Below are 24,918 nucleotides of genomic sequence, written 5' to 3'. Positions count from 1 at the left end.
TGCCCATGGCTGTAGCAGCTGTAAGCCCCGAGCGCCACGACACAGTGGCGCTGGCCTGGACCAAGGCCGCCATCCTCGACTGCCTGGGCCAGGCGCGCCAGGCGCTGGAGCGCTTTGCCGGCGAGCCTGGCGACCTGTCGATGCTGGCATTCGTGGTCGACAACCTGCACCAGGTGCACGGCTGCCTGCGCATGCTCGAACTGCGCGGCGCCACGCGCCTGGCTGAAGAACTGGAGCTGTTCGCCAGGGCCCTGGCCGATGGCCAGGTCAGCCCCCGCGGTGATTGCCTGGGCGCGTTGTTCCGCGGCCTGGAGCAATTGCCGTCGTATCTGGAGCGCCTGCGCGGCGCCCGCCACGACCTGCCACTGGTGATGCTGCCGCTGCTCAACCAACTGCGTGCCTGCCGTGGCGAGGAGCCGTTGGCCCAGGCCAGCCTGATCAGCGGCGCCACCCAACGCTTTGCCGGTGCCGACGACCTGGCCAACCTCGACCTGTCGCTGGGCAACTGGCGCGAGCAGTTGCAGGCCGGGCCGGGCCGCGATGCCCTGCGCTCGGTGGTGACCGCGCTGTGCGACGACCTGATGCGCATCAAGGAGCGCCTGGACCAGTTCGTACGCAGTGACCGCCAGCACAGCGAGCAGCTCGATGCCCTGCTGGCACCGCTGCGCCACGTGGCCGACACCCTGGCGGTGCTTGGCTTCCAGCAGCCACGCCGGGTGATCATCGACCAGGTGCTGGCGTTGCAGGCCCTGGCCCAGGGCGAGCGGGCCGTGGACGACGCGGTGTTGATGGATGTAGCGGGGGCCCTGCTGTACGTGGAGGCCACGCTCAATGGCATGGTCGGCCCGCTGGAGGAAAACGGCCAGGGCGGCCTGCCTGGCTCGGACCTGGCCGAAATCCGCCAGCTGGTGTTGAACGAGTCGCTGAACGTGCTGCAGCAGGCCAAGGACCTGATCGGCGATTGCCTGGAGTCCGGCTGGCCGCGGCAACGCCTGCAACCCTTGCCTGGGCTGTTGCAGCAGATTCGCGGTGCGCTGGCGATGTTGATGCTGCCGGCCGTGGCCGAGCTGTTTGCCGGTTGCGCCAGCTATGTGCAGCGTTGGCTGCAGCACCTGGAAGTGGAGCCGCCAGCCGATGAGCTGACGCACCTGGCCGAGGCCCTGAGCGCTGCCGAATGCTACCTGCAATGGCGGGTGGCGGACCCATTGGCGGATGGCCAGCCCTTCATCGACATGGCGCGCGCCAGCCTGGCGACGCTGGGTGTGCACTGCGCGCTGGTCGAGGCCACCGCGGGCCACGATGGCAGCGCTGATGGCATCGATGACGAGTTGCGTGAAGTGTTTCTCGACGAGGCCGGTGAACTGCTGCCCGAAATCGAGCGCCACTGGCTGCGCTGGCGTGCCGACAACCAGCAGCGCGAGGCACTGGGAGAAGTGCGCCGCGCCTTGCATACGCTCAAGGGCAGCGGCCGCATGGTGCATGCCGAGGCGGTGGCCGAGCTGGCCTGGGGCGCCGAGCACCTGCTGAACCGGGTACTCGAGGGCCGCAGCGTGCTCAGCCCGGAAGGCGTGGTGGCCCTGCAGCAGGCATTCGTCTACCTGCCCGACCTGCTGGCCGACTTTGCCGCCGGCCAGCTGCCACAACTGACGGAAATCGAGCAGCTGGCCGGGCACCTGCATGCCCTGGCCGAAAACGATGCCCCGGTGGCGGCCGACATCGACGGCCTCGACCCGCAATTGCTCGACATCTTCCGCAGCGAGGCGCAGGGCCACCTGGCCAGCCTGGATGCTTTCCTGCAGGGCGCCGACGGCCACGATACGCAGGTCAGCGATGGCCTGCAGCGCGCCCTGCATACGCTCAAGGGCAGTGCCGCCATGGCCGGGGTGATGCCGGTCGCCGAACTGGCCACCGCCTTCGACCGCCTGGCTCGTGAATACAAGGGCCACCAACTGCCCCTGCAAATGGCCGAGATCGAATGGCTGGAAGCTGCTCGCTCGCTGTTCCACCTGGGCCTGGCGCAACTCGACAGCACGCCGCTGGCGGCCATCCCCGGTGCCGCGGAGCTGATCGAGCAGGTCGGCCAGGCGGTGGACGCGCACCTGGCCAGCTTGCATGACGACCCGCAGCATGCGCGGCGCAGCAAGCGCGACCCGCAGTTGATCGCCAGTTTCCTGGCCCAGGCCATGGATATCCTGCTGGATGCCGAGTCGTTGCTGTCGCGCTGGCAGGAACAGCCCGGCCAGCGCGATGCGCTGGACACCCTGCTCGACGAACTGACCACCCTGGGCCACGCCGCGCATCTGGCCGACCTGTGGCAGATGGATGACGTGTGCGAGGCCTTGCTCGACCTGTACGGCGCCGTGGAGGAGGGCAGCCTGCCCGCCGATGCGCGCTTCTTCGCCCACGTGCAGCGGGCCCATGAAGCCCTGCTGGACATGCTCGACGAAGTGGCGGCCGGGCAGGACATCCCGCCAAGGCCGGAGCTGGTCGACAGCCTGCGCAACCTGCTGGGCCAGGCTCTGGCACCGGAGGCCACTGGCCTGGTGGGCATCGACACGGTCACGCCACTGCACCCGGACATGGACCTGGCCGATACCCTTGGCCTGGGGCCGGCGCACAACCCTTTGCTGCCGGCTGTGGCCGAGCCGCTGATCGAAGAGCCGGAAAGCCCAGGCGAAGAGCTGCTGGAAGTCTTCCTCGAAGAAAGCTCGGACATCGTCGAGAGTGCCGCCGCAGCCCTGGCGCGCTGGCAGGCCGACCCGCGCAACAGTGTCGAGGTGGACAACCTGATGCGCGACCTGCACACCCTCAAGGGTGTGGCGCGCATGGTCGAAATTGCGCCGATCGGCGACCTGGCCCACGAGCTGGAGTTTCTCTACGAGCTGCTGGCCGCTGGCCGTATGCCGCCGAGCGCGCCACTGTTCGCCTTGCTGCAGAACTGCCATGACCGCCTGGCGCACATGCTGGATGCCGTGCGCCTGGGGCAGCCGTTGCATGCCGCCACCGCGCTGATCGACTACATCCGCAACTTCAGCTTCTCGGCCCTGGCCGACAGCGCCGCCGGCCAGGGGCCGGTCGAGGCCGCGACCAGTGAGGCGCCGGCGGCGGCGCCGGAGCGGGCGCCGGGCGACATGGTGAAGGTCGATGCCGAGCTGCTCGACGACCTGGGCAACCTGGCCGGTGAGCACTCGATCATCCGTGGGCGCATCGAGCAGCAGGTCAACGATGCGCAGTTCACCCTCAACGAGATGGAAACCACCCTCGAACGCATGCGCGACCAGTTGCTGCGCCTGGATATCGAGACCCAAGGGCGGATGTCCAGCCGGCAGCAGTTCGAAGGCGATGCCTATGACGACTTCGACCCGCTGGAAATGGACCGCCACTCGCAACTGCAGCAGCTGTCGCGGGCCCTGTTCGAGTCTGCCTCGGACTTGCTCGACCTCAAGGAAACCCTGGCACAGCGCGCCCAGGAAGCCTACAGCCTGCTGCAGCAGCAGGCGCGGGTGAACAGTCAGTTGCAGGAAGGCCTGACCGCGACCCTGATGGTGCCCTTCGAGCGCCTGGTGCCGCGCTTGCAGCGCGTGGTACGGCAGGTGGCCAGCGAACTGGGCAAGCAGGTGGAGCTGGTGGTGGGCAATGCCGAGGGCGAACTGGACCGCAGCGTGCTCGAACGTATGGTGGCGCCGCTGGAGCACATGCTGCGCAACGCCGTCGACCATGGCCTGGAAAGCCGCGAAATGCGCCTGGCCGCCGGCAAGCCGGAGCAGGGCACCATTCACCTGAATCTGCTGCACGAAGGCGCGGACATCGTCATCGAAATGACCGACGACGGTGCCGGCGTGCCACTGGAAGCGGTGCGCCGCAAGGCCATCAAGCGCGGTCTGCTGGACCCGCAGGCGCAATTGAGCGATCACGAGATCCTCCAGTTCATCCTGCGCCCGGGCTTTTCCACTGCCGAGAAGATCACCCAGATTTCCGGGCGTGGCCTGGGCATGGATGTGGTACACGAAGAGGTCAAGCAACTGGGTGGCTCGATGAGTATCGAGTCGGCCCAGGGCAAGGGCGCGCGCTTCCTGATCCGCCTGCCGTTCACCGTGTCGGTCAACCGTGCGCTGATGGTGCACCTGGGCGAAGAGCAGTACGCCATTCCGCTGAACACCATCGAGGGCATCGTTCGCGTGCCGCCGGCCGAACTGGCGGCGTGCTACCAGCTGGACGCCCCGCGTTATGTGTACGCCGGCCACGAATACGAGCTGCGCTACCTGGGTGAGCTGCTGCAGGGCATGCCACGCCCGGCATTGCTCGGGCAGAGCGTGCCGCTGCCGGTGCTGCTGGTGCATTCCCAGGAGCAGTCGTTCGCCATCCAGGCCGACAGCCTGTCGCCCAGCCGCGAGATCGTGGTGAAGAGCCTGGGGCCGCAGTTTGCCGCGGTTGCCGGGTTGTCGGGGGCGACGCTGCTGGGCGATGGCCGGGTGGTACTGATTCTCGACCTGCTGGGCCAGTTGCGTGGCCAGCAGCGGCGCCTGGCGCGCCTGCCGGGCGGCGGTGCGGCCCGGCGCCAGGTGTTCGGCCCGGCGCCACGGCGGGCGTTGCTGGTAATGGTGGTGGACGATTCGGTGACCGTGCGCAAGGTCACCAGCCGCCTGCTGGAGCGCCACGGCATGAGTGTGCTGACGGCCAAGGACGGGGTCGATGCCATGGCACTGCTGGAAGAACACCGCCCCGATGTGTTGCTGCTGGACATCGAGATGCCGCGCATGGACGGCTTCGAGGTGGCCACACGCATCCGCCGTGACGAGCGGCTGAAAGACTTGCCGATCATCATGATCACCTCGCGCACCGGGCAGAAGCACCGCGACCGTGCCATGGCCATCGGCGTCAACGAATACCTGGGCAAGCCGTACCAGGAGTCGGTCCTGTTGCAGAGCATTGCCCACTGGAGCCAGCCCCATGCTTGAACTGATCGCCGGCCAGCGCAGCAGCCTGACCGGGCTTTTGCTGCCGTTGGGCGACCGTACCCTGGTGTTGCCCAACGTGGCGGTGGCCGAACTGAGTGGCCAGCGCAACCTGGTGTGCCAACGCGGCGAGCCGGCCTGGCACCTGGGCTGGATCGACTGGCGCCAGCAGCGCCTGCCGCTGATCGGCTTCGAAGCCGCGTGCGGTGGTGAGACACCCTGCGGCGAGCGGGCCCGCGTGGTGGTGCTCAATGCTCTGGGTGATACCGGCCTTCGTTACCTGGCGTTGTTGCTGCAGGACATACCGCGCTCGTGCAAGCTCGACAGCCAGCTGAACTACGTGGACGTGGCGCTGGGCCGCCTGGAGCTGGCGGCGGTGCAGGTGGGTGAGCAGGTGGCACGGGTGCCGGACCTGGTCGGGCTGGAACGGCTGGTGCGTGACGCGGAACTGCAACCTGAGCTTGGGTAGGATGCAAGGCACAGGGCCTCTTCGCGGGTAAACCCGCTCCCACAGGTAGGGCGCCACCCGCAGGTATCGTGGGATCCCTGTGGGAGCGGGTTTACCCGCGAAGAGGCCGGAACAGAAGGAAACAGGAACCCAGCCCACCTCAGGAGGTCTGTGTTTGCATGTACTACGGTGAACGCTTCAACGCCTGGACCCACCTGGTCGGTGCTGTCCTGGCCTGTATCGGTGCCATCTGGCTGATCGTGGTCGCGGGCCTGCAGGGCGACCCGTGGAAGATCGTCAGTTTCTCCATCTACGGCAGCACCTTGCTGTTGCTGTACAGCATTTCTACCCTGTACCACAGCACTCGCGGGCGGGCGAAGGTGATCATGCGCAAGCTCGATCACCTGTCGATCTACCTGCTGATCGCCGGCAGCTACACGCCGTTCTGCCTGGTCAGCCTGCGCGGGCCCTGGGGCTGGAGCCTGTTCGGGGTGGTCTGGGGGCTGGCGGTGATCGGCATGCTGCAGGAGATCAAGCCGCGATCCGAGGCGCGCATCCTGTCGATCATCATCTATGCGGTGATGGGCTGGATCGTGCTGGTGGCGGTCAAGCCATTGCTGCACTCGCTCGGCAGCGCAGGCTTTGCCTGGCTGGCCGCCGGCGGGGTGTTCTACACCGTCGGCATCATCTTCTTCGCCTTCGACAGCCGATTCCGCCACTGGCATGGCATCTGGCACCTGTTCGTGATCGCCGGCAGCCTCATGCACTTCGTGGCGGTGTCGTTCTACGTGCGTTAGTTAAAAGTCGCCCCACAGTTGCTGTGCCACCGACAGTGCCACCACCGGTGCGGTTTCGGTGCGCAGCACGCGTGGGCCGAGGCGTGCGGCGTGGAAACCGGCAGCTTTGGCCTGGTCGACCTCCGCTTCGCTCAGGCCGCCTTCGGGGCCGATCAGGAAGGCCAGGGTGGCCGGCTTGGCATGGCTGGTGAGTGGTTCGGCCACCGGGTGCAGGACCAGTTTCAGCTCGGCCTTGGCACTGTTCAGCCACTCGGCCAGGGTCACTGGTGGGTGGATGACCGGCAAGGTCGAGCGGCCGCATTGTTCGCAGGCGCTGATCGCCACCTGACGCCAGTGGGCCAGGCGCTTGTCGGCGCGCTCGTCCTTCAGCCGGACTTCGCAGCGTTCGCTGACGATCGGGGTGATTTCGTTGGCGCCCAGCTCGGTGGCTTTCTGGATCGCCCAGTCCATGCGCTCGCCACGGGACAGGCCTTGGCCGAGGTGCACGTGCAGTGGTGAATCGGCTTGGCCGGCGAGGGCCTGGTCGAGGCTGACGCGCACGGTTTTCTTGCCCACTTCGAGCAACTGGCCGCGGTATTCCTGGCCACTGCCGTCGAACAGCTGCACGGCGTCGCCGGGGGCCATGCGCAGAACGCGGCCGATATAGTGGGCCTGGGCTTCGGGCAGGTCATGCTCGCCAAGGCTCAGGGGGGCGTCGATGAAAAAGCGGGACAGTCTCATGGTTGAGCTCAAGCTAAAGGGAGAAGGTGGTCCCTGTGGGAGCGGGTTCACCCGCGAATGCGGCGGTGACTCCACTATTGCATTCGCGGGTGAACCCGCTCCCACAGAGTACGCGGCGGGCTTCCGGGCTTAGCCCGGGTCGCGGAAGTCGGGGTGGAAGTTGGCCGGTACGGCCACGCAGACGCTATCGCGGGTGGCAATGTCGATGCCTTCGCTGGCCACTTCTGCCAGGAAGTCGATCTGCTCCGGTGTAATCACATAGGGCGGCAGGAAGTACACCACGCTGCCCAGCGGGCGCAGCAGGGCGCCACGCGTCAGGGCGTGCTCGAACACTTTCAGGCCACGACGTTCCTGCCACGGGTAGGCAACCTTGCCGGCCTTGTCCTGGACCATCTCGATGGCCAGGGCCATGCCGGTCTGGCGAATCTCGGCCACATGTGCGTGGTCGGCCAGGTGCGCGGTGGCGCTGGCCATGCGGGTGGCCAGGGCCTTGTTGGCCTCGATCACGTTGTCCTGCTCGAAGATGTCCAGGGTCGCCAGCGCCGCGGCGCAGGCCAGCGGGTTGCCGGTGTAGCTGTGCGAGTGGAGGAACGCGCGCAGGGTCGGGTAGTCGTCGTAGAACGCCTGGTACACCTTGTCGGTGGTCAGGCAGGCGGCCAGCGGCAGGTAACCGCCGGTCAGGGCCTTGGACAGGCACAGGAAGTCCGGGCGAATGCCGGCCTGTTCACAGGCGAACATGGTGCCGGTGCGGCCGAAGCCCACGGCGATCTCGTCGTGGATCAGGTGCACGTCGTAGCGGTCGCAGGCCTCGCGCAGCAGCTTGAGGTACACCGGGTGGTACATGCGCATGCCGCCGGCACCCTGGATCAGCGGTTCGACGATCACCGCGCTGATCGAGGCGTGGTGCTCGGCCAGGGTCTGTTCCATGGCCTGGAACATGGTGCGCGAGTGCTCTTCCCAGCTCGTGCCCTCGGGGCGCAGGTAGCAGTCGGGGCTGGGCACCTTGAGGGTATCGAGCAGCAGCGCCTTGTAGGTTTCGGTAAACAGCGGCACATCACCGACCGACATGGCGGCGATGGTTTCGCCGTGGTAGCTGTTGGTCAGGGTGACGAAGCGCTTCTTGCCCGGTTTGCCGACGTTCTGCCAGTAGTGGAAGCTCATCTTCAGCGCCACTTCGATGCACGACGAACCGTTGTCGGCATAGAACACCCGGTCGAGGCCGGCGGGGGTCATGGCTACAAGGCGCTCGGACAGCTCGATCACCGGCTGGTGGCTGAAACCGGCCAGGATCACGTGCTCCAGCTGGTCGACCTGGTCCTTGATGCGCTGGTTGATACGCGGGTTGGCGTGGCCAAACACGTTGACCCACCAGCTGCTCACCGCATCCAGGTAGCGCTTGCCTTCGAAGTCTTCCAGCCACACGCCTTCGCCGCGCCTGATCGGGATCAGCGGCAGCTGCTCGTGGTCTTTCATCTGGGTGCAGGGGTGCCACAGGACCTTTAGGTCGCGTTGCATCCACTGATCATTGAGGCCCATGGGCACTTCTCCTGGCTTTGCGGCTTGGTTCGACCGCGTAAGCCTAAGCAATGCCGCAGGGCAGGACAACCGCCGCTTCTCATCGGCTTGCCAGCTGAGCTTGCCACCGCGTGGAATCGCTGCAGGCAAAAATGTCAGTGGCGAAAAGGACTTGATGTCACTGCGCTGGCAGGGTCGGCGGACCTGACGTATTCTTAACGCATCTCTCCCGGGGCATTCCTGCCTCTCCTCGTTTCTGTAACCCCCTGACTCGGAGTTCGCCGACATGGCTGCTGCTTGGGTGCGCCTGTGCGCGTTGGTATTGATTGGTGTGTCCAGCGGCGCCGCGCTGGCAAAGGACAAGACACCTTCGGCGATCGTCGTGGGTGGCGGCCTGGCGGGCCTGACGGCTGCCTACGAGCTGCAGAACAAAGGCTGGCAGGTGACGCTGCTGGAAGCCAAGGCGGGCATGGGCGGGCGCTCGGGCCTGGCCACCAGCGAGTGGATCGGCAACGCCAAGGCGCAGCCGGTGCTCAACCAGTACCTCGACCGTTTCAAACTTGAAACACTGCCGGCACCGGAGTTCGTGCGTACCCCCGGTTACCTGATCGACGGCGAGTATTTCAGCGCCACCGACCTGGCCACCAAGCAGCCGGCTACTGCCGATGCGCTCAAACGTTACGAGAAAACCCTCGATGACCTGGCCCGTTCGATCGACGACCCGCTGAACCCGCAAGCCAACAGCACGCTGTTCGCCCTCGACCAGATCAACGTCTCTACCTGGCTGGACAAGCTGCAACTGCCGACCACCGCCCGTCAGCTGGTCAACCAGCAGATCCGTACCCGCTACGATGAGCCATCGCGCCTGTCGCTGCTGTACTTTGCCCAGCAGAACCGCGTGTATCGCGGCGTCAGCGACCGTGACCTGCGTGCCGCGCGCCTGCCCGGCGGCAGCCCGGTGCTGGCCCAGGCGTTCGTCAAGCAACTGAAGACCATCAAGACCAGTTCGCCGGTGACCTCCATCGTTCAGGACAAGGACGGTGTCACGGTCAAGGTCGGCAGCGTCGGCTATCAGGCGGATTACCTGGTCATGGCCGTGCCCCTGCGCGCCCTGGCCAAGATCCAGATGACCCCGGGCCTGGACAGCCAGCACCTGGCGGCGTTGAAGGGCACCAACTATGGCTGGCGCGACCAGCTGATGCTCAAGTTCAAGAAGCCGGTGTGGGAAAGCCGCGCGCGCATGTCGGGCGAAATCTTCAGTAACGCAGGCTTGGGCATGCTGTGGATCGAACCCGCGCTCAAGGGTGGCGCCAACGTGGTGATCAACCTGTCGGGCGACAACGCCCGTCTGCTGCAGGCGTTCGGCGACAAGCAGATGGTCGATCAGGTACTGATCCGCCTGCATGCGTTCTACCCACAGGCCCGTGGCTCGTTCACCGGCTACGAGGTCAAGCGCTACAGCACCGACGCCGGTACCGGCGGCGCCTACCTGGCCTATGGCCCGGGCCAGATCAGCAAGTACTGGCGCCTGTGGGAGCGCCCGGTGCAGCGCATCACCTTTGCCGGTGAGCATACCGACGCCCTCTACCCAGGCACCCTGGAAGGCGCCCTGCGCAGTGGCCAGCGCGCGGCCAGCCAGGTGCAGGACCTGCTGGCCGGCAAGTCGTTCGACCCGGCCAAGGCGGCACCGGTGGCGGCGGCAGCAGCTGCAGGCGCCGTGGCGGCCAAGGAGAGCAAGGGCGGGTTCTTCTCCAACATGTTCGGTGGTTCTTCCGACAAGGGCGACAAGGCTGACAAGGCTGACAAGGCCCCGGTCAAGGCCGAGCCGAAGCCGGTCGATGAGGCCAAGCAGGATAAGCCGGGCTTCTTCAAGCGCCTGTTTGGTTGGGCGGACAAGCCTGAGGTGAAGGCCGAGCCTATTGCCAAGGCCGAGGAAGTGGCGCCAGCACCTGCGCCAGCGCCGCAAGCCGCACCGGCCCCGGTTGCGCCAGCGCCTGTGGCCAAGGAGGCGGCGGCCAAGCCTGCTGCTACCAAGGCTGCATCTGGCAAGCATGCACCGGCGCACAAACCGGCCCACAAGCCTGCCGAGGCCAAGAAAGCGACTGCCAAGTCCGAACCGGCCAAGAAAGCTGTAGCCAATACCCAAGCCAAGGCCGGTTGATTTATTGACAGTGCCGGCCCTTTCGCGGGTAAACCCGCTCCCACAGGTCCGGCACATGTATCAGGAACTGCGCCGACCCTGTGGGAGCGGGTTTACCCGCGAAAGCGCCGGCACTGGCAACCGCTGATTACCCAACTATCGTTAATGTTTCCTTAATGGGAAGCTTACAGAATACATATCGGATTTCTCGATAAACCAAAGCAATTTTTTACGCTTTTATTCGATGCGTTACGCGTTAGTCTGTGCACAGCTTTCACGGGGAAACACGTCAACATGCAACTGCGCAATTCATCTTCTCGCTACGGCGTGGTCAGCATCGTCCTGCACTGGGGCGTGGCTCTGGCAGTCTTCGGCCTGTTCGGCCTGGGCCTGTGGATGGTCGGCCTCGACTACTACAGCCCTTGGCGCAAGGCCGGCCCGGACCTGCACAAGAGCATCGGCCTGGTGCTGCTGGCGGTGATGCTGCTGCGGGTGGTCTGGCGCTTCATCAGCCCGCCACCACCGGCACCGGCCAACCACGGCGCACTTACCCGCCTGGCAGCCAAGTTGGGCCACCTGGCCCTGTACCTGGGGCTGTTCGCGGTAATGATTGCCGGTTACCTGATTTCTACCGCCGACGGTGTCGGCATTCCGGTGTTCGGCCTGTTCGAAGTGCCGGCACTGGTCAGCGACCTGCCCGACCAGGCAGACCTGGCTGGCGTGATTCATCTCTGGCTGGCCTGGGGCTTGGTGATTTTTGCCGTGCTGCATGGCTTGGCAGCGCTCAAGCACCATTTCATCGACCGTGACGCGACCCTGACCCGCATGCTGGGCCGCAAAGCTTGACTCTCAACCTCAATTGCATAGGAAGGAAGTAAGGATGTTGAAAAAGACTTTTGCCGCTCTGGCGCTCGGTACCGCTCTGCTCTCCGCCGGCCAGGCCATGGCTGCCGAGTACAAGATCGACAAGGAAGGCCAGCACGCGTTCGTTGACTGGAAGATCAGCCACCTGGGCTACAGCTTCATTCACGGTACCTTCAAGGACTTCGACGGTAACTTCACCTGGGACAGCGCCAAGCCTGAAGCCAGCAAGATCAAGGTCGACCTGAAAACCGCCAGCCTGTGGTCGAACCACGCCGAGCGTGACAAGCACATTTCCAGCGCCGACTTCCTCGACGTGAAGAAGTACCCCGAAGCCAAGTTCGTCTCCACCAGCGTCAAGCCGACTGGCGACAAGACTGCTGACGTGACTGGCGACCTGACCATGCACGGTGTGACCAAGCCGGTCACCTTCAAGGCTACCTTCAACGGTGAAGGCAAGGACCCATGGGGCGGCGAGCGCGCTGGTTTCAACGCCACCACCACGCTGAACCTGAACGACTTCGGCATCAAGGGCCCGGGCGCTACCTCGCAGACCCTGGACCTGGATATCAGTGTTGAAGGTGTGAAGCAGAAGTAATTCTTACCTGCTGAAGACTGAGGGGGCCGCTTTGCGGCCCTATCGCGACACAAGGCCGCTCCTACAGGGAATTACGTAACCCTGTAGGAGCGGCCTTGTGTCGCGATAGGGCTGCGAAGCAGCCCCCTCGGTGCTTCTGTCAGCCCTTGCGGGTCAACAGCGCCGGGCGCTCACCGCGCGGGCGGCTCGGCAGGTCATCCAGTTGCTCTGGCGTCGGATAACGGTCGAGCTTGGACTCCTTGCGGATGATCACTGGCTGTTTTTCCGGCTGGCGCGGGTTGCGCACGGCCGGTTCCTGCCGGGCAGCATCGTCACGGGCCGGGCGACCACGGCCACCACCATCACGACGGGCGCCGCCACCATTGTTGGCGCGGGCCGGACGTTTCTCGCCGCCACCGCCACCGCTGCTGCGCGGCTGGCCGCTATTGCGACCCTGGCCACCGGCGTTGCTGCGCTGGCCATTACCCTGGCCCTGACCTTGACCGGCACTGCCACCCGGGCGGCGATTGCGGCCCTGGTTCTTGCCCTGGTACGGGCTGACATAGTCGGCACGGTTGCCGAAGTTGTCGATATCGTCGTCCAGGAACTCTTCTGGATCACGGTCGACAGGCACTTTCGGCACGCTGCTGTTGCTGGCCTGCTGTTGCTGCTGGCGCGGCTTCTTGTCACGCGGCTTGCGTTGCTGCTGTTGCTTGTCGCCGCTCTTTTCCTTGTCGGCCGGCTTGTCAGCAGCCTGTTGCTTGGCCTTGCCTTTATCCTTGCCCTTGTCCTTGCGGCCGCCGTTGGCGTCTTTGCCGCCTTCGCCGCGGGCCTGCTGGTTGCGGCCACCACGGCCGTTGTTCTGCTGGCGTTCGCGTACTTCAGGCTTTTCAGCCTCTACCTGGCTGGCGTCGAAGCCCATCAGGTCGCCGTCCGGGATCTTCTGCCTGGTCACCCGCTCGATGCTCTTGAGCAGCTTCTCTTCATCCGGCGCGACCATGGAAATGGCCTCGCCCGAACGCCCGGCACGGCCGGTACGGCCGATACGGTGGACGTAGTCTTCCTCGACGTTCGGCAGCTCGAAGTTGACCACGTGTGGCAACTGGTCGATGTCCAGGCCACGGGCGGCGATGTCGGTGGCGACCAGCACGCGCACGCTGTTGGCCTTGAAGTCGGCCAGAGCCTTGGTGCGGGCGTTCTGGCTCTTGTTGCCGTGGATCGCGGCGGCGGTCAGGCCGTGCTTTTCCAGGTACTCGGCCAGGCGGTTGGCACCGTGCTTGGTGCGGGTGAACACCAGTACCTGTTCCCAGGCACCCTGGGTGATCAGGTGCGCCAGCAGTGCGCGCTTGTGGCTGGCGGGCAGGCGGTAGACGCGCTGCTCGATACGCTCGACGGTAGTGTTCGGCGGGGTGACCTCGATACGCTCCGGGTTGTGCAGGAGCTTGTCGGCGAGGTCGGTGATGTCCTTGGAGAAGGTGGCCGAGAACAACAGGTTCTGGCGCTTGGCCGGCAGGCGGGCGAGGACCTTCTTGACGTCATGGATGAAGCCCATGTCGAGCATGCGGTCGGCTTCGTCCAGCACCAGGATTTCCACGTGGGCCAGGTCAACCTTGCCTTGGCCGGCCAGGTCGAGCAGGCGGCCCGGGCAGGCGACCAGCACGTCCACACCCTTGGCAATGGCCTGGATCTGCGGGTTCATGCCGACGCCGCCGAAAATGCAGGCGCTGACCAGTGGCAGGTCACGGGCATAGACCTTGAAGCTGTCATGCACCTGGGCTGCCAGTTCGCGGGTCGGGGTCAGGACCAGCACGCGAGGTTGGCGCGGGCCATGGCGCTGCGACTTGTCGGGGTGGCCGGCCGGGAACAGGCGCTCGAGGATCGGCAGGGCGAAACCGCCGGTTTTACCAGTACCTGTCTGTGCGGCGACCATCAGGTCGCGGCCTTGCAACACGGCGGGAATCGCCCGCTGTTGCACGGGGGTCGGCTGGGTGTAGCCCGCAGCCTCGATAGCGCGGACAAGAGCCTCGGAGAGACCGAGGGAAGCAAAGGACATGGGCAATCCTGTTCTCGTGTGGGCTGGGCCCGTTTGGGATGTTCTGCCTGGCGCGACGGGCATCGGTGGGATGCGATCGCGTCCGGTCCAGCTGGGCTTTCACTGCACATCCGGTTAGCGGAGGGTGGACGCGAAGGCGCGTCGATGCCGATCGGGATGCCTGTTGCGAGGCCGAGCGTCCGGGCGTGAGCCGGGCGGGAAGGCCCGAGTATAACAGAGCTATCGCGCTGTGCTGCTTTCCTGCTGCTCAACGGCGTTGAGAATGTTTCCGATGTCGCCTGTGTAGCGGCTGCTGATCGCTGCATAGGCCGGTTCCTGCTTGAAGCGCCGCAGTTCCACGGCGAAGGCCTGGGCCAGTGCCTCCCGCCCCGGCTTGCGCGCCAGCCCCAGGTACTGCGCCTGGCGGCTGATCACCAGCGGCAGCTCCTCGACCTGCTGTTGCAGGCCCAGATGCCGCAGCAGGTAATGGCCGACCCTGCGGTCGGTGATTGCCAGGTCGATGCGGCCCAGCATCAGTTTGCCGAAGTTGGCTTCATGGGTAGGCGCGGCTTCGCGCCTGAAATGTGCGGCCTCGTTGAACGCGGCACCATAGGCGTAGCCGGGTGAGGTGCCGACGGTGAGGCCGGCAAGGTCATCCAGCGCCTTGACGGCATGGGGACGTGCGCGGGCCTGGAACAGGACGAACTCGACCTCCGACATGGGCTCGGGGGCGTACACCAGGTAGGGCTGGCGCGACTCGGTCTGGAAGATATCCATGATGCCGTCGGCCAAGCCCTGCTCGATCATTGCCAGGCAGCGCTTCCATGGCAGGAACTCCCACTCCACCTCGACGCCAAGGCGTTCGAACACCTGGGTGGTGACTTCGTAGTCGATGCCGCGCGGCTGGCCGTCACGCTGGTACGCATAGGGTGCCCAGTCGTCGGTCACCAGGCGCAGGCGCTCGCCCAGGGCCAGCGGGCTCAGGCAGGCGAGCAACAGGATCCAGAACAGACGGGCGACGTGTGGCATGGCCGGAGATTACGCGCTCGGCCTGTTCAAGGCCAGTGAGGATGATGTTCTCCTGTGCTGGCCTCTTCGCGGGTAAACCCGCTCCCACAAGTACAGCACGAGCCTGCAAGCCAGCAGAGATCCTGTGGGAGCGGGTTTACCCGCGAAGAGGCCGGCACAGGTTCACTCAAGTGTGGGATGACCTCAGCAGATGCGCTTCGATATCCTTGCGCCGCTCGCCCAGTGACAGGCGCAACCCCGGGTGGCGCAGGCACTGGCGCAGTTGCTCGGGCTCCATGTGGCCATGGCGGGCGTTGAGGTTTTCCAGGGCCTTGTCCCACCAGGCCGGCGCGCAGGCACGGTCGAACTCATTGGGGTAGGGGTAGCAGCCATACAGCAGCTCGCGGGCGAACTGGCGCTCGTGGCTGGGCAGGGTCATGCTCAGCGCCTTGTAACCCAGGCGTTGCAGGGCCGGCGGCCGTGGCAGCTGGTCATTGACCAGGGACACGTCGGCCAGCGCCGCGTGGCTCAGCGGGTCATGGCCGTGCTTGCGCAGCCAGGCCTGGATCTTGGCGCGGAACTGCGCCTTGCGGCTCCAGTAGTGGTGGATGACATCTGTGCATTCGGCCAGCTCCAGCGTGCGGTAGGCTGCCACCGCCAGGCAGAACTCCTCGAGGGTATAAGCCTCGCGAGCCAGGGGGTGGAACTCGTCCATCATGGCGATGGAGCGGTCCAGGGTGCCGGCGTCTTCGGCGCTGAGGCCGATCACCCCCGAGTTGACCAGTGGCATCTGGCAATCGGCCAGTCCCCTGGACTCGAGGATGGCCAGCAGGTTCTTGTACAGCAGGCACTTCTGGTTGCTGCCGTAGCGCGCACCGATGGCATTGCACAGCAGGCGGCCTGGGGCCACCCGGGCGAACAGCTCCAGCGGCGACTTGCGGAAGAAGGTGTCGGTGTCGATCAGCACTGCCAGCGGGTGTTGCTGCAGCACCTGACGCAACAGCACATGCTTGCTGCGGAAGTGATAACCGTGAGGGGCGTTCCATGCCTGACGCGTGGCTTCGTCCAGCAGGTGTACGGTGACCGGCAGGCCGGCATAGGGCTGCGGGTTGTCGGTGTAGACCTGGATGTCCATGGCTTCGCCTGCTGCCGTGCCCAGATGGGCGAGGGCGCTGACGATGCTGAAGCAGGCTTCCTGATGGTAGGTTGCCGGGCCAAAAGCCAGGTAGACGAGCTGTGGACGCGATGGCTGGAGGGGCTGCATGGCAGGCAAGACCTGTGTAACCGGAAAATGAATAAGGCTTTAGTCTATGACCAAAGCCTTAATCAAATCTTAAACAGATTTTGCAAAAAATTTCAGCGCGGCAGCTTCAGATTGTTCCAGATCGCCAAGCTCGGCTCGGCCTGGTTCAAGGTGTAGAAGTGCAGGCCCGGTGCGCCGCCTTGCAGCAGCTGTTCGCACATGCGGGTGATCACTTCTTCGCCGAATGCCTGGATGCTGGCGGTGTCGTCGGCATAAGCTTCCAGCTGCTTGCGGATCCAGCGCGGGATCTCGGCGCCACAGGCGTCGGAGAAGCGCGCCAGCTTGCTGTAGTTGGTGATCGGCATGATGCCGGGTACCACCGGGATGTCCACGCCCAGCTTCTGCGCGCGCTCGACGAAGTAGAAGTAGCTGTCGGCGTTGAAGAAGTACTGGGTGATGGCGCTATCGGCACCGGCCTTGACCTTGTGCACGAAGTTGGCCAGGTCAGCCTCGAAGTTGCGGGCCTGGGGGTGCATCTCCGGGTAGGCGGCCACTTCCAGGTGGAAGTGATCGGCGGTTTCCTGGCGAATGAATTCGACCAGGTCGCTGGCGTAGCGCAGTTCGCCACTGGCCATGCCCATGCCCGATGGCAGGTCGCCACGCAGGGCGACGATGCGCTTGATGCCTGCAGCCTTGTATTCGGCCAGCAGGGCGCGCAGTTCGGCCTTGGTGTCGCCTACGCACGACAGGTGCGGTGCGGCAGGTACCTTCACTTCGCTTTCCAGCTGCAGCACGGTGTTCAGCGTGCGGTCGCGGGTCGAGCCACCGGCACCGTAGGTGCAGGAGAAGAAGTCCGGGTTGTAGGCGGCCAGCTGGCGGGCGACGCCCATCAGCTTTTCGTGACCGGCATCGGTCTTGGTCGGGAAGAACTCGAAACTGTAACGGCGTTCCTGGGACATCAGGCGTTCCTCTGGCAGCAAGCTTCAAGCGGCAGGCTGCAAGTAAAAGCCAGATCGGTTATGGCCGGCCTGGCTTGGGCATCGTTCAAGATCCTTTATGCTTGAGCTGCAAGCGGCAACGGCATGGTCTGCCTTTGATTGCCGCTTGAAGCTTCAAGCTGGCCGCTTAGTAGCGGTAGGCGTGCGGCTTGAACGGGCCTTCGACGGTGACACCGATGTAGTCGGCCTGCTGCTTGGTCAGCTGGGTCACCACGCCGCCGAAGCCGCGGACCATTTCCAGGGCCACTTCTTCGTCGAGCTTCTTCGGCAGTACTTCAACGGTCAGGCGCTCGGCTTTCTTCTCGGCCGACAGGTCGGCGAACTTCTGCTCGAACAGGAAGATCTGCGCCAGTACCTGGTTGGCGAACGAACCGTCCATGATGCGGCTTGGGTGGCCAGTGGCGTTACCCAGGTTTACCAGGCGGCCTTCGGCCAGCAGGATCAGGTAGTCGTCGTTCTGCGGGTCGAAGCTGCCAGCGCCGGTGCGATGGATCTTGTGCACCTGCGGCTTGACCTCTTCCCAGGCCCAGTTCTTGCGCATGAAGGCGGTGTCGATCTCGTTGTCGAAGTGGCCGATGTTGCACACCACGGCACGCTTCTTCAGCGCCTTGAGCATGTTGGCGTCGCAGACGTTGACGTTACCGGTGGTGGTCACGATCAGGTCGATCTTGCCCAGCAGGGCCTTGTCGATGCTGGCTTCGGTGCCGTTGTTGATACCGTCGATGAACGGCGAAACCACTTCGAAACCGTCCATGCAGGCCTGCATGGCGCAGATCGGGTCGACTTCGGTGACCTTGACGATCATGCCTTCCTGACGCAGGGACTGGGCCGAGCCCTTGCCCACGTCACCGTAGCCGATAACCAGGGCCTGCTTGCCCGACAGCAGGTGGTCGGTACCACGCTTGATGGCGTCGTTCAGGCTGTGACGGCAGCCGTACTTGTTGTCGTTCTTGCTCTTGGTAACCGAGTCGTTGACGTTGATCGCCGGGACTTTCAGCTCGCCCTTGGCCAGCATGTCCAGCAGGCGGTGCACGCCGGTGGTGGTCTCTTCGGTCACGCCGTGCACGCGCTCCAGCACTTGCGGGTACTTCTTGTGCAGCAGCTCGGTCAGGTCGCCACCGTCGTCGAGGACCATGTTGGCGTCCCATGGCTGGCCATCCTTGAGGATGGTCTGCTCCAGGCACCACTCGTACTCTTGCTCGGTTTCACCTTTCCAGGCGAACACCGGGATACCGGCGGCGGCGATGGACGCGGCGGCCTGGTCCTGGGTGGAGAAGATGTTGCAGGACGACCAGCGCACTTCGGCACCCAGGGCAACCAGGGTTTCGATCAGCACGGCGGTCTGGATGGTCATGTGGATGCAGCCCAGGATCTTCGCACCCTTGAGCGGTTGCTCGGCCAGGTACTTGCGACGCAGGCCCATCAGTGCAGGCATTTCCGATTCGGCGATGATGGTTTCGCGACGACCCCAGGCGGCCAGGGAGATGTCGGCGACTTTGTAATCGGTAAAACCAGCAGGCATGTTTGCAGCGCTCATGAGAGCCTCCATTCGTAGTGTGCGAATGGGCGCCGTTGTGCGTTAAGCGCCCGCGAGAGCGAGCAACGCCCCATCCGAGCCTGACAGGCCTAGCCTGCTGCAGCGCCCCTCGGACAGGTGGCGGGCATGGCGCCGCTGTGGGCGGCCATGTGAAGCGGCGGAGATTATAGCCGCGCCCGCCGGCTTGCCCAAGGTTTTCTGTCGATTAATCGCGACGATAGTCGATGTTCAATGGAGCGACAGCGGCCGCTCTGCCATCATTGCTACACGTTAGCCAAGCAGGTCAGGAGTACAGATGAACTTTCATACCCGCAAGTGGGTTAAACCCGAAGACCTCAACCCAAACGGCACTTTGTTCGGTGGCAGCCTGTTGCGCTGGATCGACGAAGAGGCGGCGATCTACGCCATCGTCCAGCTGGGCAACCAGCGCGTGGTGACCAAGTACATATCGGAAATCAACTTCGTCAGTGCCTCGCGCCAGGGCGACATCATCGAGCTGGGCATCACCGCCACCGAGTTCGGCCGCACCTCGATCACCCTCAAGTGCGAAGTGCGCAACAAGATCACCCGCAAGGCCATCCTCACGGTCGACAAGATGGTCTTCGTCAACCTTGGCGAGGACGGGTTGCCGGCGGCGCATGGGCGGACCGAGATCAAGTACATCCAGGACCAGTTCCCGGATTCTGCAGTGGAATGAACATTCGGGGGCTGCTTTGCAGCCCATCGCGACACAAGGCCGCTCCTACAGGGGAATGCAATCTCCTGCAGGAGCGGCCTTGTGTCGCGATGGGTCGCAAAGCGGCCCCTGCATTCTCAAGGCTGGACGCTGACCTTGCGCACCACCCGCCCGATGCTCAACCCCTGCACCAGGATCGACGACAGCACCACGATGTAGGTGATCGACAGCAGCAGGTCACGTTCCTCGCCCAGTGGCAGCGACAGTGCCAGGGCAACCGACACCCCACCGCGCAGGCCACCCCAGGTCAGCACCCGTACCGTGCCCTTGGGCACCGGGCGCCAGCGGCGCAGCAGCACGATCGCCGGGGCCACGGTCAGCAACCGCGACAGTAGCACCGCCAGCGCCAGCACGCCGCCGGCTACCATGTGCATCCAGTTGAAAGGCAACAGCAACAGCTCCAGGCCGATCAACGCGAACAGCAAGGCGTTGAGCATGTCGTCGATCAGCTCCCAGAAGCCGTCCATGTAGCGACGGGTCATGTCGTTCATTGCCAGGTTGCGCCCCAGGTTGCCGATGATCAGCCCGGCCACCACCATGGCGATCGGCGCCGAAACGTGCAGCTCGTAGCACATCGCCGAGCCGCCGATGACCAGCGCCAGGGTCAGCATCACTTCCACCTGATATTGCTCGACGCTCTTGATCATGCGGTAGGTGGCGTAGCCGATCAGGCCGCCGAACACCACGCCGCCGATGGCCTCGCGGGCGAACAGGATCGCGGTGTCGGTCATGCTCGGCGTCTCGCCCAGCTGGATGATGCCCAGCAACACGGTGAACACCACCACCGCAGTGCCGTCGTTGAACAGCGACTCGCCGACGATAGTGGTTTTCAGCGGTTTGGAGGCATTGGCGGTACGTAGCGCGCCCAGCACGGCAATCGGGTCGGTGGGCGAGATCAGCGCACCGAACAGCAGGCAGTAGATCAGCGGCACCTGCCAGCCGAACAGGGCGAACACCCAGTGCGACAGGTAGCCGATGACCACGGTGGCAATCAGTACGCCGACGGTGGCCAGCAGGCCGATGGGCCAGCGGTAGCTGCGCAGGTCGGAGAGGTTGACGTGCAAGGCGCCGGCGAACAGCAGGAACGCCAGCATCCAGTGCATCAGCAGGTCGTTGAAGTCGATCTGGTTCATCAGCCCTTCGACGCGCGCTTCCAGGCCAGGGAAGCCGATCAGGCTCAAGCCCTGCAGCATCAGGGAAAACAGCAGCGCCGTGACCATCACGCCGATGGCAGGGGGCAGGCCGATGAAACGGTAATTTACATAGGTGAGGAGGGTGGTAAGGCAGATAAACGCGGCAACTAGTTCAAGCATCCCGAATCCTGTAACAGTGGCTTCCAAGTCGTAACCCGAATGGCTCGGGCAGTTCTTTGATGACCTGGCGCGGGGTTCGGGACACAGGGTTTGACCGGATTCGTTTGAAACGTTCCCATCCAGAAGGTTGTATCGCATACCCTGACTTGTGCAAAACCCGAAGGCTGGCGCGGTCTCTGTGGGAGCGGGCATGCCCGCGAACACCGGCAAAGCCGGTGCCATGCACCGAGTTGCTTTCTTCGCGGGCATGCCCGCTCCCACAATGGTCCCCTCGAGCGCTGTATATTCACCAACATAAAAAGCCACAAGGATAAGAAGGCGTGCTGGCAACTTCCCTGGTGTTGGTCGCTGCCCTGCTGCATGCGACCTGGAATACCCTGATCAAATTCAGCGGCGAGCGCCTGCTGGTGATCGCCAGCATGGATACGGTGGCGTTGGCCTTCGCGGTGCTGGCGGTGCCCTTCGTCGAGGTACCGCCGGCCAACATCTGGCCCTGGCTGCTGGCGTCGGCGCTGGCCGAGCAGCTGTACCGCTTCCTGTTGATCCAGGCCTACCGCGTGGGCGACCTGGGGCTGGTCTATCCTCTGATGCGCGGGCTGTCGCCGCTGGTGGTGCTGGGGCTGACCCTGGCCTTTGCCGGCGAATCGCTGAGCCAGCAACAGATCATCGGCATCCTGCTGATCCCCTGTGGCATGGCCTGCCTGTTGTGGCAGGGCGGTGGCGGTGACCGGCTGCCCTGGTCGATGCTGCCGGTGGTTGCCCTGATCGGCCTGTGTATTGGCTGCTACACCTGGTTCGACGGCCAGGCCGTGCGCTTGTGGGGCAAACCCTGGGATTACCTGGTGTGGCTGACCTTGCTCAGTGCCTGGCCGTTCCCGTTGCTGGCCAGCGTCGCGCGGCGTGCGCCGTTCGTGTTGTTCTGGCGCCTGCAGTGGCGCCTGGGGCTGGCAGTGGGGCTGTGTGTACTGCTCAGTTACGCGCTGGTGCTGTGGGCCATGCACCTCGGGTCGGTGGCCGAAGCGGCGGCGTTGCGCGAGTTGAGTGTGATTCTGGTGGTGCTGCTGGGCATGCGCTACCTGAAAGAACCTTTTGGCGGGCCGAGACTCCTAGCTTGCGGGCTGGTGTTGGCCGGCATGCTGGTAATGAAGCTTTGACCCGAAGACTGAACAAGGAGTCCTGTCCATGACTGTTGCCCTGTGGTGCATCCTGATCGCGCTGCTCTTGCCGCCACTGTGCGCGTTGATCGCCAAGGCCGGTAGTGGCCGCTTCCGACTGCGCGACAACCACGACCCGCGTGCGTTCCTGGATACCCTGTCCGGGCTGCCGCGGCGCGCGCATGCTGCCCAGCAGAACAGTTACGAGGCCTTCCCGGCATTTGCCGCGGCGGTGCTGGTGGCGGATATCGTCGGCAATGCCGAGCAGGTGACCCAGGATGTGCTGGGGGTGATGTACATCACCAGCCGGCTGCTCTACATCATCTGTTACCTGGCCGACTGGGCCATGCTGCGATCGCTGGTGTGGTTTGCCGGGATGGCGATAATCGTGGCCTTCTTCGTGGTTTCCATCTGAGACCGCGTCGCCTTCTTCGCGGGCTTGCACGCTCTCACAGGTACATCACAGCCCCTGAATCCTGTGGTGTACCTGTGGGAGCGGCGGTGCGGCGGTCCGACGAGCCCGCGAAGAATCCACCGCCGATCAAGGCACTTTCGGCACCTCGGGCAGCGGCTTGCCCTTGGGCCACAGCATCCAGATCTGCCCCTGCTGCTTCATGTTCCCGGCCAGTTCTCCAGCTTCCGGCCCAGTGCCCCAGAACAGGTCCGCGCGCACCTCGCCAGTAATTGCCCCGCCGGTATCCTGGGCCCCCACCGGGCGTACCACCGGCGTACCGTCCGGGCGAGTGGTGGACAACCACAGCAAGCTGCCCAGCGGAATCACCTTGCGGTCGATGGCCACGCTGTAGCCAGCGGTCAGCGGTACGTTCAGCGAACCGCGTGGCCCTTCGTTGCTGTCCGGGCGGGTGCTGAAGAACACGTAGCTGGGGTTGCTGGCGAGCAGTTCCGGCACCCGTTGTGGGTTGGCCTGGGCCCAGGCATGAATGGCGCCCATGCTCACTTCCTCCTTCTTCAACTGGCCCTGTTCCACCAGCCAGCGCCCGATCGGCCGGTAGGGGTGGCCGTTCTGGTCGGCGTAACCCAGGCGCAGCTGGCGCCCGTCTTCCAGTTGTACCCGGCCGGAACCCTGAATCTGCAGAAACTGCAGGTCCATCGGGTCGGTCAGCCAGGCCAGCACCGGTGCCTTGACGCCGTCACGGTTGATCACCTCGGCGGTGTCGTAAGGCTTTAGCACCCGGCCATCGAGGCGACCGCGCAGGCGCTTGCCCTTGAGTTCGGGGTACACGCTGGCCAGGTCGACCACGATCATGTCGTCGGGGATGCCGTAGACCGCCACGTGGTTGGTTGCCGATTGGCTCAGGCTGCCAGGGTAGACCGGTTCGTAGTAACCGGTGATCAGGCCGTTGGCATTGTTTTCGGCCGAACGCAGGCCGTATACCTGCAGGTTCTGTTGCAGGAAGGCGCGCACCTGCAAGGCATTGTCGGGCACGCTGGCGGCTGCTTCGCAGGTGCTGGCCCAGACGGTGTCGCGCTTGAGCTTTTCACAGCCGTTGCGCCAGGCCTGGAAACCCGCCACCAGGTCGCTGTCGCTGACGGCAGGCAGGTCCTGCCAGGTGGCATTGGCGTAGGTGGCGATGGCATGGGGCTCAGGTTTGGCGCTTTCGCCACCGTTGCAGCCGGCCAGCAGGGCCAGCGCCGGGAGTGTCCAGGCCAGATGGCGCAGGGCAGATTTCATGAGTACGTTCCTGTCATGGGTGAACACGGATATTCGCCCCTGTTTTTTATGTGGCTATTGGTCTTTGGCCGCTGGGCAGCGATACTGGCCGCCCATTTGCGTAGGCCGAAGTGACCGTGATGTTGAAGCGATTGACCGTTGTTCTGTTGGCCGCACTGGCCTTGGGTGGTTGTGACCGGGTTGACCCGAACTCCCCGCTGGGCAAGCGCAAGGTGATCTTCAAGGACATGCTCAAGACAAGCGAAGACCTGGGCGGCATGTTGCGTGGGCGGTTGCCGTTCGACGGGGTGAAGTTTGCCGACGGTGCGCTGAAGCTGGACAACCTTTCGCACCAGCCCTGGCAGCACTTCCCACAGGCGCGTGATGGTGGCGACAGTAGCGCGCGTGCCGAGGTATGGGAGCGTCAGGCACGCTTTCATGACCTGGCCCGGCAGCTGGAAGGCGTCACTGGCGAACTGGTCGATGTCACCCGCAGCCAGCCGCTGGACGCTGCTCAGCTGAAGGTGCCGATGGACAAGGTCGAAGCGGCTTGCAAGGCCTGTCATACGGAATTCCGCAATCATTGATGGACTGCATTGCCCTGTGTAGGAGCGGCCTTGTGTCGCGATAGGGCTGCGCAGCGGCCCCAGGATTTCAGCTGATGCACAAATCGCCGGGGCCGCTTTGCGGCCCATCGCGACACAAGGCCGCTCCTACAATGATCGCGTTTGCCCGGTCGGGGCCTCAGCGATCCAGATCTTCCACCGCTTCCTGCAGTTCCTTGCGCGACTCTGCCAGCTTGTCCTTGCGCTTGTTGATCTTCTCCGAATCGCCTTTCTTCTCGGCTTTCTTCAAGTCCTTTTCCCGCTGCGCCACTTCGTGACGGGCGTCGAGCACCTTCTGCTCACGTTCCTTGCGCAGGCCGGCATCGGTGCAGTTGTCGACCCCTCGCAGTGCCTCTTCAAGCCCCGCGGCCTGATCGTTGTTGCCGTGGTCACGGGCAATCTTCAACTGGTTCTCAATGGCGCTACGCTTGGCGGCGCAACCGGTCAGGCCGGCATCCGGCTGGGCGGCTTGTACGGCGCCAGCGGCCAGGCCCAGTGTCGCGAGCAGGAAAAGGGTCGAAATACGTTTCATGAAAAGCCTCCTTGACGGGGCGGGGCAGCAAAAGTTGGGGGAAATCCTGCCTTGGTTTTGCCCATTTAGAAACCC

The 24,918-nt window shown here is 64.6% G+C and carries 20 protein-coding genes and 1 riboswitch; of the genes, 10 read left to right on the top strand and 10 right to left on the bottom strand.

Annotated features, from left to right (window positions below; genetic code table 11):
- Positions 1-5: 5 nt before the first annotated feature.
- The 3 genes from ABNP31_RS24080 (at position 6) to trhA (ending at position 6,200) form a co-directional block, all read left to right on the top strand.
- Positions 6-4,958, top strand: coding sequence for a hybrid sensor histidine kinase/response regulator (locus ABNP31_RS24080; protein WP_238067014.1), 4,953 nt, complete (start codon positions 6-8; stop codon positions 4,956-4,958).
- Positions 4,951-5,424: a chemotaxis protein CheW gene (locus tag ABNP31_RS24075; protein WP_039612487.1), complete on the top strand. Its 474-nt coding sequence runs from the start codon at positions 4,951-4,953 to the stop codon at positions 5,422-5,424. Before ABNP31_RS24080 ends, ABNP31_RS24075 begins: the two co-directional genes overlap by 8 nt.
- Before the next feature lie 158 nt (positions 5,425-5,582).
- Entirely contained in the window at positions 5,583-6,200 is a 618-nt protein-coding gene (gene trhA, locus ABNP31_RS24070) for a PAQR family membrane homeostasis protein TrhA (protein ID WP_013974522.1), read from the top strand.
- Here the strand turns inward: trhA and ABNP31_RS24065 are convergent, their stop codons facing one another.
- Positions 6,201-6,920, bottom strand: a complete 720-nt coding sequence (locus ABNP31_RS24065) for a 16S rRNA (uracil(1498)-N(3))-methyltransferase (protein WP_025340901.1) — start codon at positions 6,918-6,920, stop codon at positions 6,201-6,203.
- Positions 6,921-7,049: 129 nt separating this feature from the next.
- Positions 7,050-8,456, bottom strand: coding sequence for an adenosylmethionine--8-amino-7-oxononanoate transaminase (locus ABNP31_RS24060; RefSeq protein ID WP_085663500.1), 1,407 nt, complete (start codon positions 8,454-8,456; stop codon positions 7,050-7,052).
- 265 nt (positions 8,457-8,721) lie between these two features.
- Here ABNP31_RS24060 and ABNP31_RS24055 point away from each other — a divergent pair, with 265 nt between their 5' ends.
- The 3 genes from ABNP31_RS24055 (at position 8,722) to ABNP31_RS24045 (ending at position 12,034) form a co-directional block, all read left to right on the top strand.
- Positions 8,722-10,596 carry a flavin monoamine oxidase family protein gene (locus ABNP31_RS24055; RefSeq protein WP_085663501.1) on the top strand — a complete coding sequence of 625 codons (1,875 nt, stop codon included), beginning with the start codon at positions 8,722-8,724 and terminating at the stop codon, positions 10,594-10,596.
- 273 nt (positions 10,597-10,869) lie between these two features.
- Complete coding sequence (locus ABNP31_RS24050) at positions 10,870-11,421, top strand: cytochrome b (RefSeq protein ID WP_025340898.1); 552 nt, start codon at positions 10,870-10,872, stop codon at positions 11,419-11,421.
- A 34-nt stretch (positions 11,422-11,455) separates the two neighbouring features.
- The gene (locus tag ABNP31_RS24045; protein WP_350012835.1) at positions 11,456-12,034 is read left to right on the top strand and encodes a YceI family protein; all 579 of its coding nucleotides are present in this window, start codon (positions 11,456-11,458) and stop codon (positions 12,032-12,034) included.
- A gap of 139 nt (positions 12,035-12,173) precedes the next feature.
- On the opposite strand, the gene ABNP31_RS24040 is transcribed toward ABNP31_RS24045, so the two are convergent.
- The 5 genes from ABNP31_RS24040 to ahcY all read right to left on the bottom strand — a co-directional run bounded on the left by ABNP31_RS24040 (position 12,174) and on the right by ahcY (position 18,831).
- Positions 12,174-14,066 carry a DEAD/DEAH box helicase gene (locus ABNP31_RS24040; protein ID WP_350012834.1) on the bottom strand — a complete coding sequence of 631 codons (1,893 nt, stop codon included), beginning with the start codon at positions 14,064-14,066 and terminating at the stop codon, positions 12,174-12,176.
- Positions 14,067-14,285: 219 nt separating this feature from the next.
- Complete coding sequence (locus tag ABNP31_RS24035) at positions 14,286-15,074, bottom strand: substrate-binding periplasmic protein (protein WP_085663502.1); 789 nt, start codon at positions 15,072-15,074, stop codon at positions 14,286-14,288.
- 166 nt (positions 15,075-15,240) lie between these two features.
- Positions 15,241-16,317 (bottom strand): hypothetical protein, encoded by a 1,077-nt coding sequence (locus ABNP31_RS24030; RefSeq protein WP_085614672.1) that lies wholly within the window; start codon positions 16,315-16,317, stop codon positions 15,241-15,243.
- A gap of 92 nt (positions 16,318-16,409) precedes the next feature.
- Positions 16,410-17,255, bottom strand: a complete 846-nt coding sequence (gene metF / locus ABNP31_RS24025; RefSeq protein WP_025340893.1) for a methylenetetrahydrofolate reductase [NAD(P)H] — start codon at positions 17,253-17,255, stop codon at positions 16,410-16,412.
- A gap of 166 nt (positions 17,256-17,421) precedes the next feature.
- Positions 17,422-18,831, bottom strand: coding sequence for an adenosylhomocysteinase (ahcY, locus tag ABNP31_RS24020; protein ID WP_025340892.1), 1,410 nt, complete (start codon positions 18,829-18,831; stop codon positions 17,422-17,424).
- 20 nt (positions 18,832-18,851) lie between these two features.
- A riboswitch (S-adenosyl-L-homocysteine riboswitch) is annotated at positions 18,852-18,948 on the bottom strand.
- Between the two features lie 178 nt (positions 18,949-19,126).
- On the opposite strand from ahcY, the gene ABNP31_RS24015 reads away from it, so the two are divergent.
- Positions 19,127-19,528, top strand: a complete 402-nt coding sequence (locus tag ABNP31_RS24015) for an acyl-CoA thioesterase (protein ID WP_003257757.1) — start codon at positions 19,127-19,129, stop codon at positions 19,526-19,528.
- A 116-nt stretch (positions 19,529-19,644) separates the two neighbouring features.
- On the opposite strand, the gene ABNP31_RS24010 is transcribed toward ABNP31_RS24015, so the two are convergent.
- Positions 19,645-20,880: a cation:proton antiporter gene (locus ABNP31_RS24010; RefSeq protein WP_085663504.1), complete on the bottom strand. Its 1,236-nt coding sequence runs from the start codon at positions 20,878-20,880 to the stop codon at positions 19,645-19,647.
- Positions 20,881-21,200: 320 nt separating this feature from the next.
- Between ABNP31_RS24010 and ABNP31_RS24005 the strand changes: the two genes are divergently transcribed.
- Both ABNP31_RS24005 and ABNP31_RS24000 read left to right on the top strand, forming a co-directional pair.
- Positions 21,201-22,034, top strand: a complete 834-nt coding sequence (locus ABNP31_RS24005) for an EamA family transporter (RefSeq protein WP_025340890.1) — start codon at positions 21,201-21,203, stop codon at positions 22,032-22,034.
- Positions 22,035-22,062: 28 nt separating this feature from the next.
- Positions 22,063-22,449, top strand: coding sequence for an MAPEG family protein (locus tag ABNP31_RS24000; protein ID WP_085663506.1), 387 nt, complete (start codon positions 22,063-22,065; stop codon positions 22,447-22,449).
- Between the two features lie 126 nt (positions 22,450-22,575).
- Here ABNP31_RS24000 and mltA read toward each other — a convergent pair whose 3' ends face one another.
- The gene (gene mltA / locus ABNP31_RS23995) at positions 22,576-23,727 is read right to left on the bottom strand and encodes a murein transglycosylase A (RefSeq protein WP_085663507.1); all 1,152 of its coding nucleotides are present in this window, start codon (positions 23,725-23,727) and stop codon (positions 22,576-22,578) included.
- A 119-nt stretch (positions 23,728-23,846) separates the two neighbouring features.
- Between mltA and ABNP31_RS23990 the strand changes: the two genes are divergently transcribed.
- Positions 23,847-24,293 carry a c-type cytochrome gene (locus ABNP31_RS23990; protein ID WP_085663508.1) on the top strand — a complete coding sequence of 149 codons (447 nt, stop codon included), beginning with the start codon at positions 23,847-23,849 and terminating at the stop codon, positions 24,291-24,293.
- Between the two features lie 157 nt (positions 24,294-24,450).
- On the opposite strand, the gene ABNP31_RS23985 is transcribed toward ABNP31_RS23990, so the two are convergent.
- Entirely contained in the window at positions 24,451-24,843 is a 393-nt protein-coding gene (locus ABNP31_RS23985; protein ID WP_085614684.1) for a DUF1090 domain-containing protein, read from the bottom strand.
- Between the last annotated feature and the right edge of the window lie 75 nt (positions 24,844-24,918).

The sequence above is a fragment of the Pseudomonas asiatica genome (assembly GCF_040214835.1).
GTDB classification, from domain to species: Bacteria; Pseudomonadota; Gammaproteobacteria; order Pseudomonadales; family Pseudomonadaceae; genus Aquipseudomonas; species Aquipseudomonas putida_Z.
The sequence above is the reverse complement of the archived record's forward strand: the minus strand, read 5'-3'. Positions and strand labels throughout refer to the sequence as shown.

What these genes read in the sequence shown, in the direction of transcription:
- ABNP31_RS24030 (WP_085614672.1), bottom strand. Translation starts at nt 16,317, where the DNA reads ATGCAGCCCCTCCAGCCATCGCGTCCACAGCTCGTCTACCTGGCTTTT.
- trhA (WP_013974522.1), top strand. Translation starts at nt 5,583, where the DNA reads ATGTACTACGGTGAACGCTTCAACGCCTGGACCCACCTGGTCGGTGCT.
- ABNP31_RS24075 (WP_039612487.1), top strand. Translation starts at nt 4,951, where the DNA reads ATGCTTGAACTGATCGCCGGCCAGCGCAGCAGCCTGACCGGGCTTTTG.
- ABNP31_RS24065 (WP_025340901.1), bottom strand. Translation starts at nt 6,920, where the DNA reads ATGAGACTGTCCCGCTTTTTCATCGACGCCCCCCTGAGCCTTGGCGAG.
- ABNP31_RS24040 (WP_350012834.1), bottom strand. Translation starts at nt 14,066, where the DNA reads ATGTCCTTTGCTTCCCTCGGTCTCTCCGAGGCTCTTGTCCGCGCTATC.
- metF (WP_025340893.1), bottom strand. Translation starts at nt 17,255, where the DNA reads ATGTCCCAGGAACGCCGTTACAGTTTCGAGTTCTTCCCGACCAAGACC.
- ABNP31_RS24055 (WP_085663501.1), top strand. Translation starts at nt 8,722, where the DNA reads ATGGCTGCTGCTTGGGTGCGCCTGTGCGCGTTGGTATTGATTGGTGTG.
- ABNP31_RS24000 (WP_085663506.1), top strand. Translation starts at nt 22,063, where the DNA reads ATGACTGTTGCCCTGTGGTGCATCCTGATCGCGCTGCTCTTGCCGCCA.
- ABNP31_RS23990 (WP_085663508.1), top strand. Translation starts at nt 23,847, where the DNA reads ATGTTGAAGCGATTGACCGTTGTTCTGTTGGCCGCACTGGCCTTGGGT.
- ABNP31_RS24050 (WP_025340898.1), top strand. Translation starts at nt 10,870, where the DNA reads ATGCAACTGCGCAATTCATCTTCTCGCTACGGCGTGGTCAGCATCGTC.
- mltA (WP_085663507.1), bottom strand. Translation starts at nt 23,727, where the DNA reads ATGAAATCTGCCCTGCGCCATCTGGCCTGGACACTCCCGGCGCTGGCC.
- ABNP31_RS24080 (WP_238067014.1), top strand. Translation starts at nt 6, where the DNA reads ATGGCTGTAGCAGCTGTAAGCCCCGAGCGCCACGACACAGTGGCGCTG.
- ABNP31_RS24045 (WP_350012835.1), top strand. Translation starts at nt 11,456, where the DNA reads ATGTTGAAAAAGACTTTTGCCGCTCTGGCGCTCGGTACCGCTCTGCTC.
- ABNP31_RS24015 (WP_003257757.1), top strand. Translation starts at nt 19,127, where the DNA reads ATGAACTTTCATACCCGCAAGTGGGTTAAACCCGAAGACCTCAACCCA.
- ABNP31_RS24035 (WP_085663502.1), bottom strand. Translation starts at nt 15,074, where the DNA reads ATGCCACACGTCGCCCGTCTGTTCTGGATCCTGTTGCTCGCCTGCCTG.
- ABNP31_RS23985 (WP_085614684.1), bottom strand. Translation starts at nt 24,843, where the DNA reads ATGAAACGTATTTCGACCCTTTTCCTGCTCGCGACACTGGGCCTGGCC.
- ABNP31_RS24010 (WP_085663504.1), bottom strand. Translation starts at nt 20,880, where the DNA reads ATGCTTGAACTAGTTGCCGCGTTTATCTGCCTTACCACCCTCCTCACC.
- ahcY (WP_025340892.1), bottom strand. Translation starts at nt 18,831, where the DNA reads ATGAGCGCTGCAAACATGCCTGCTGGTTTTACCGATTACAAAGTCGCC.
- ABNP31_RS24060 (WP_085663500.1), bottom strand. Translation starts at nt 8,456, where the DNA reads ATGGGCCTCAATGATCAGTGGATGCAACGCGACCTAAAGGTCCTGTGG.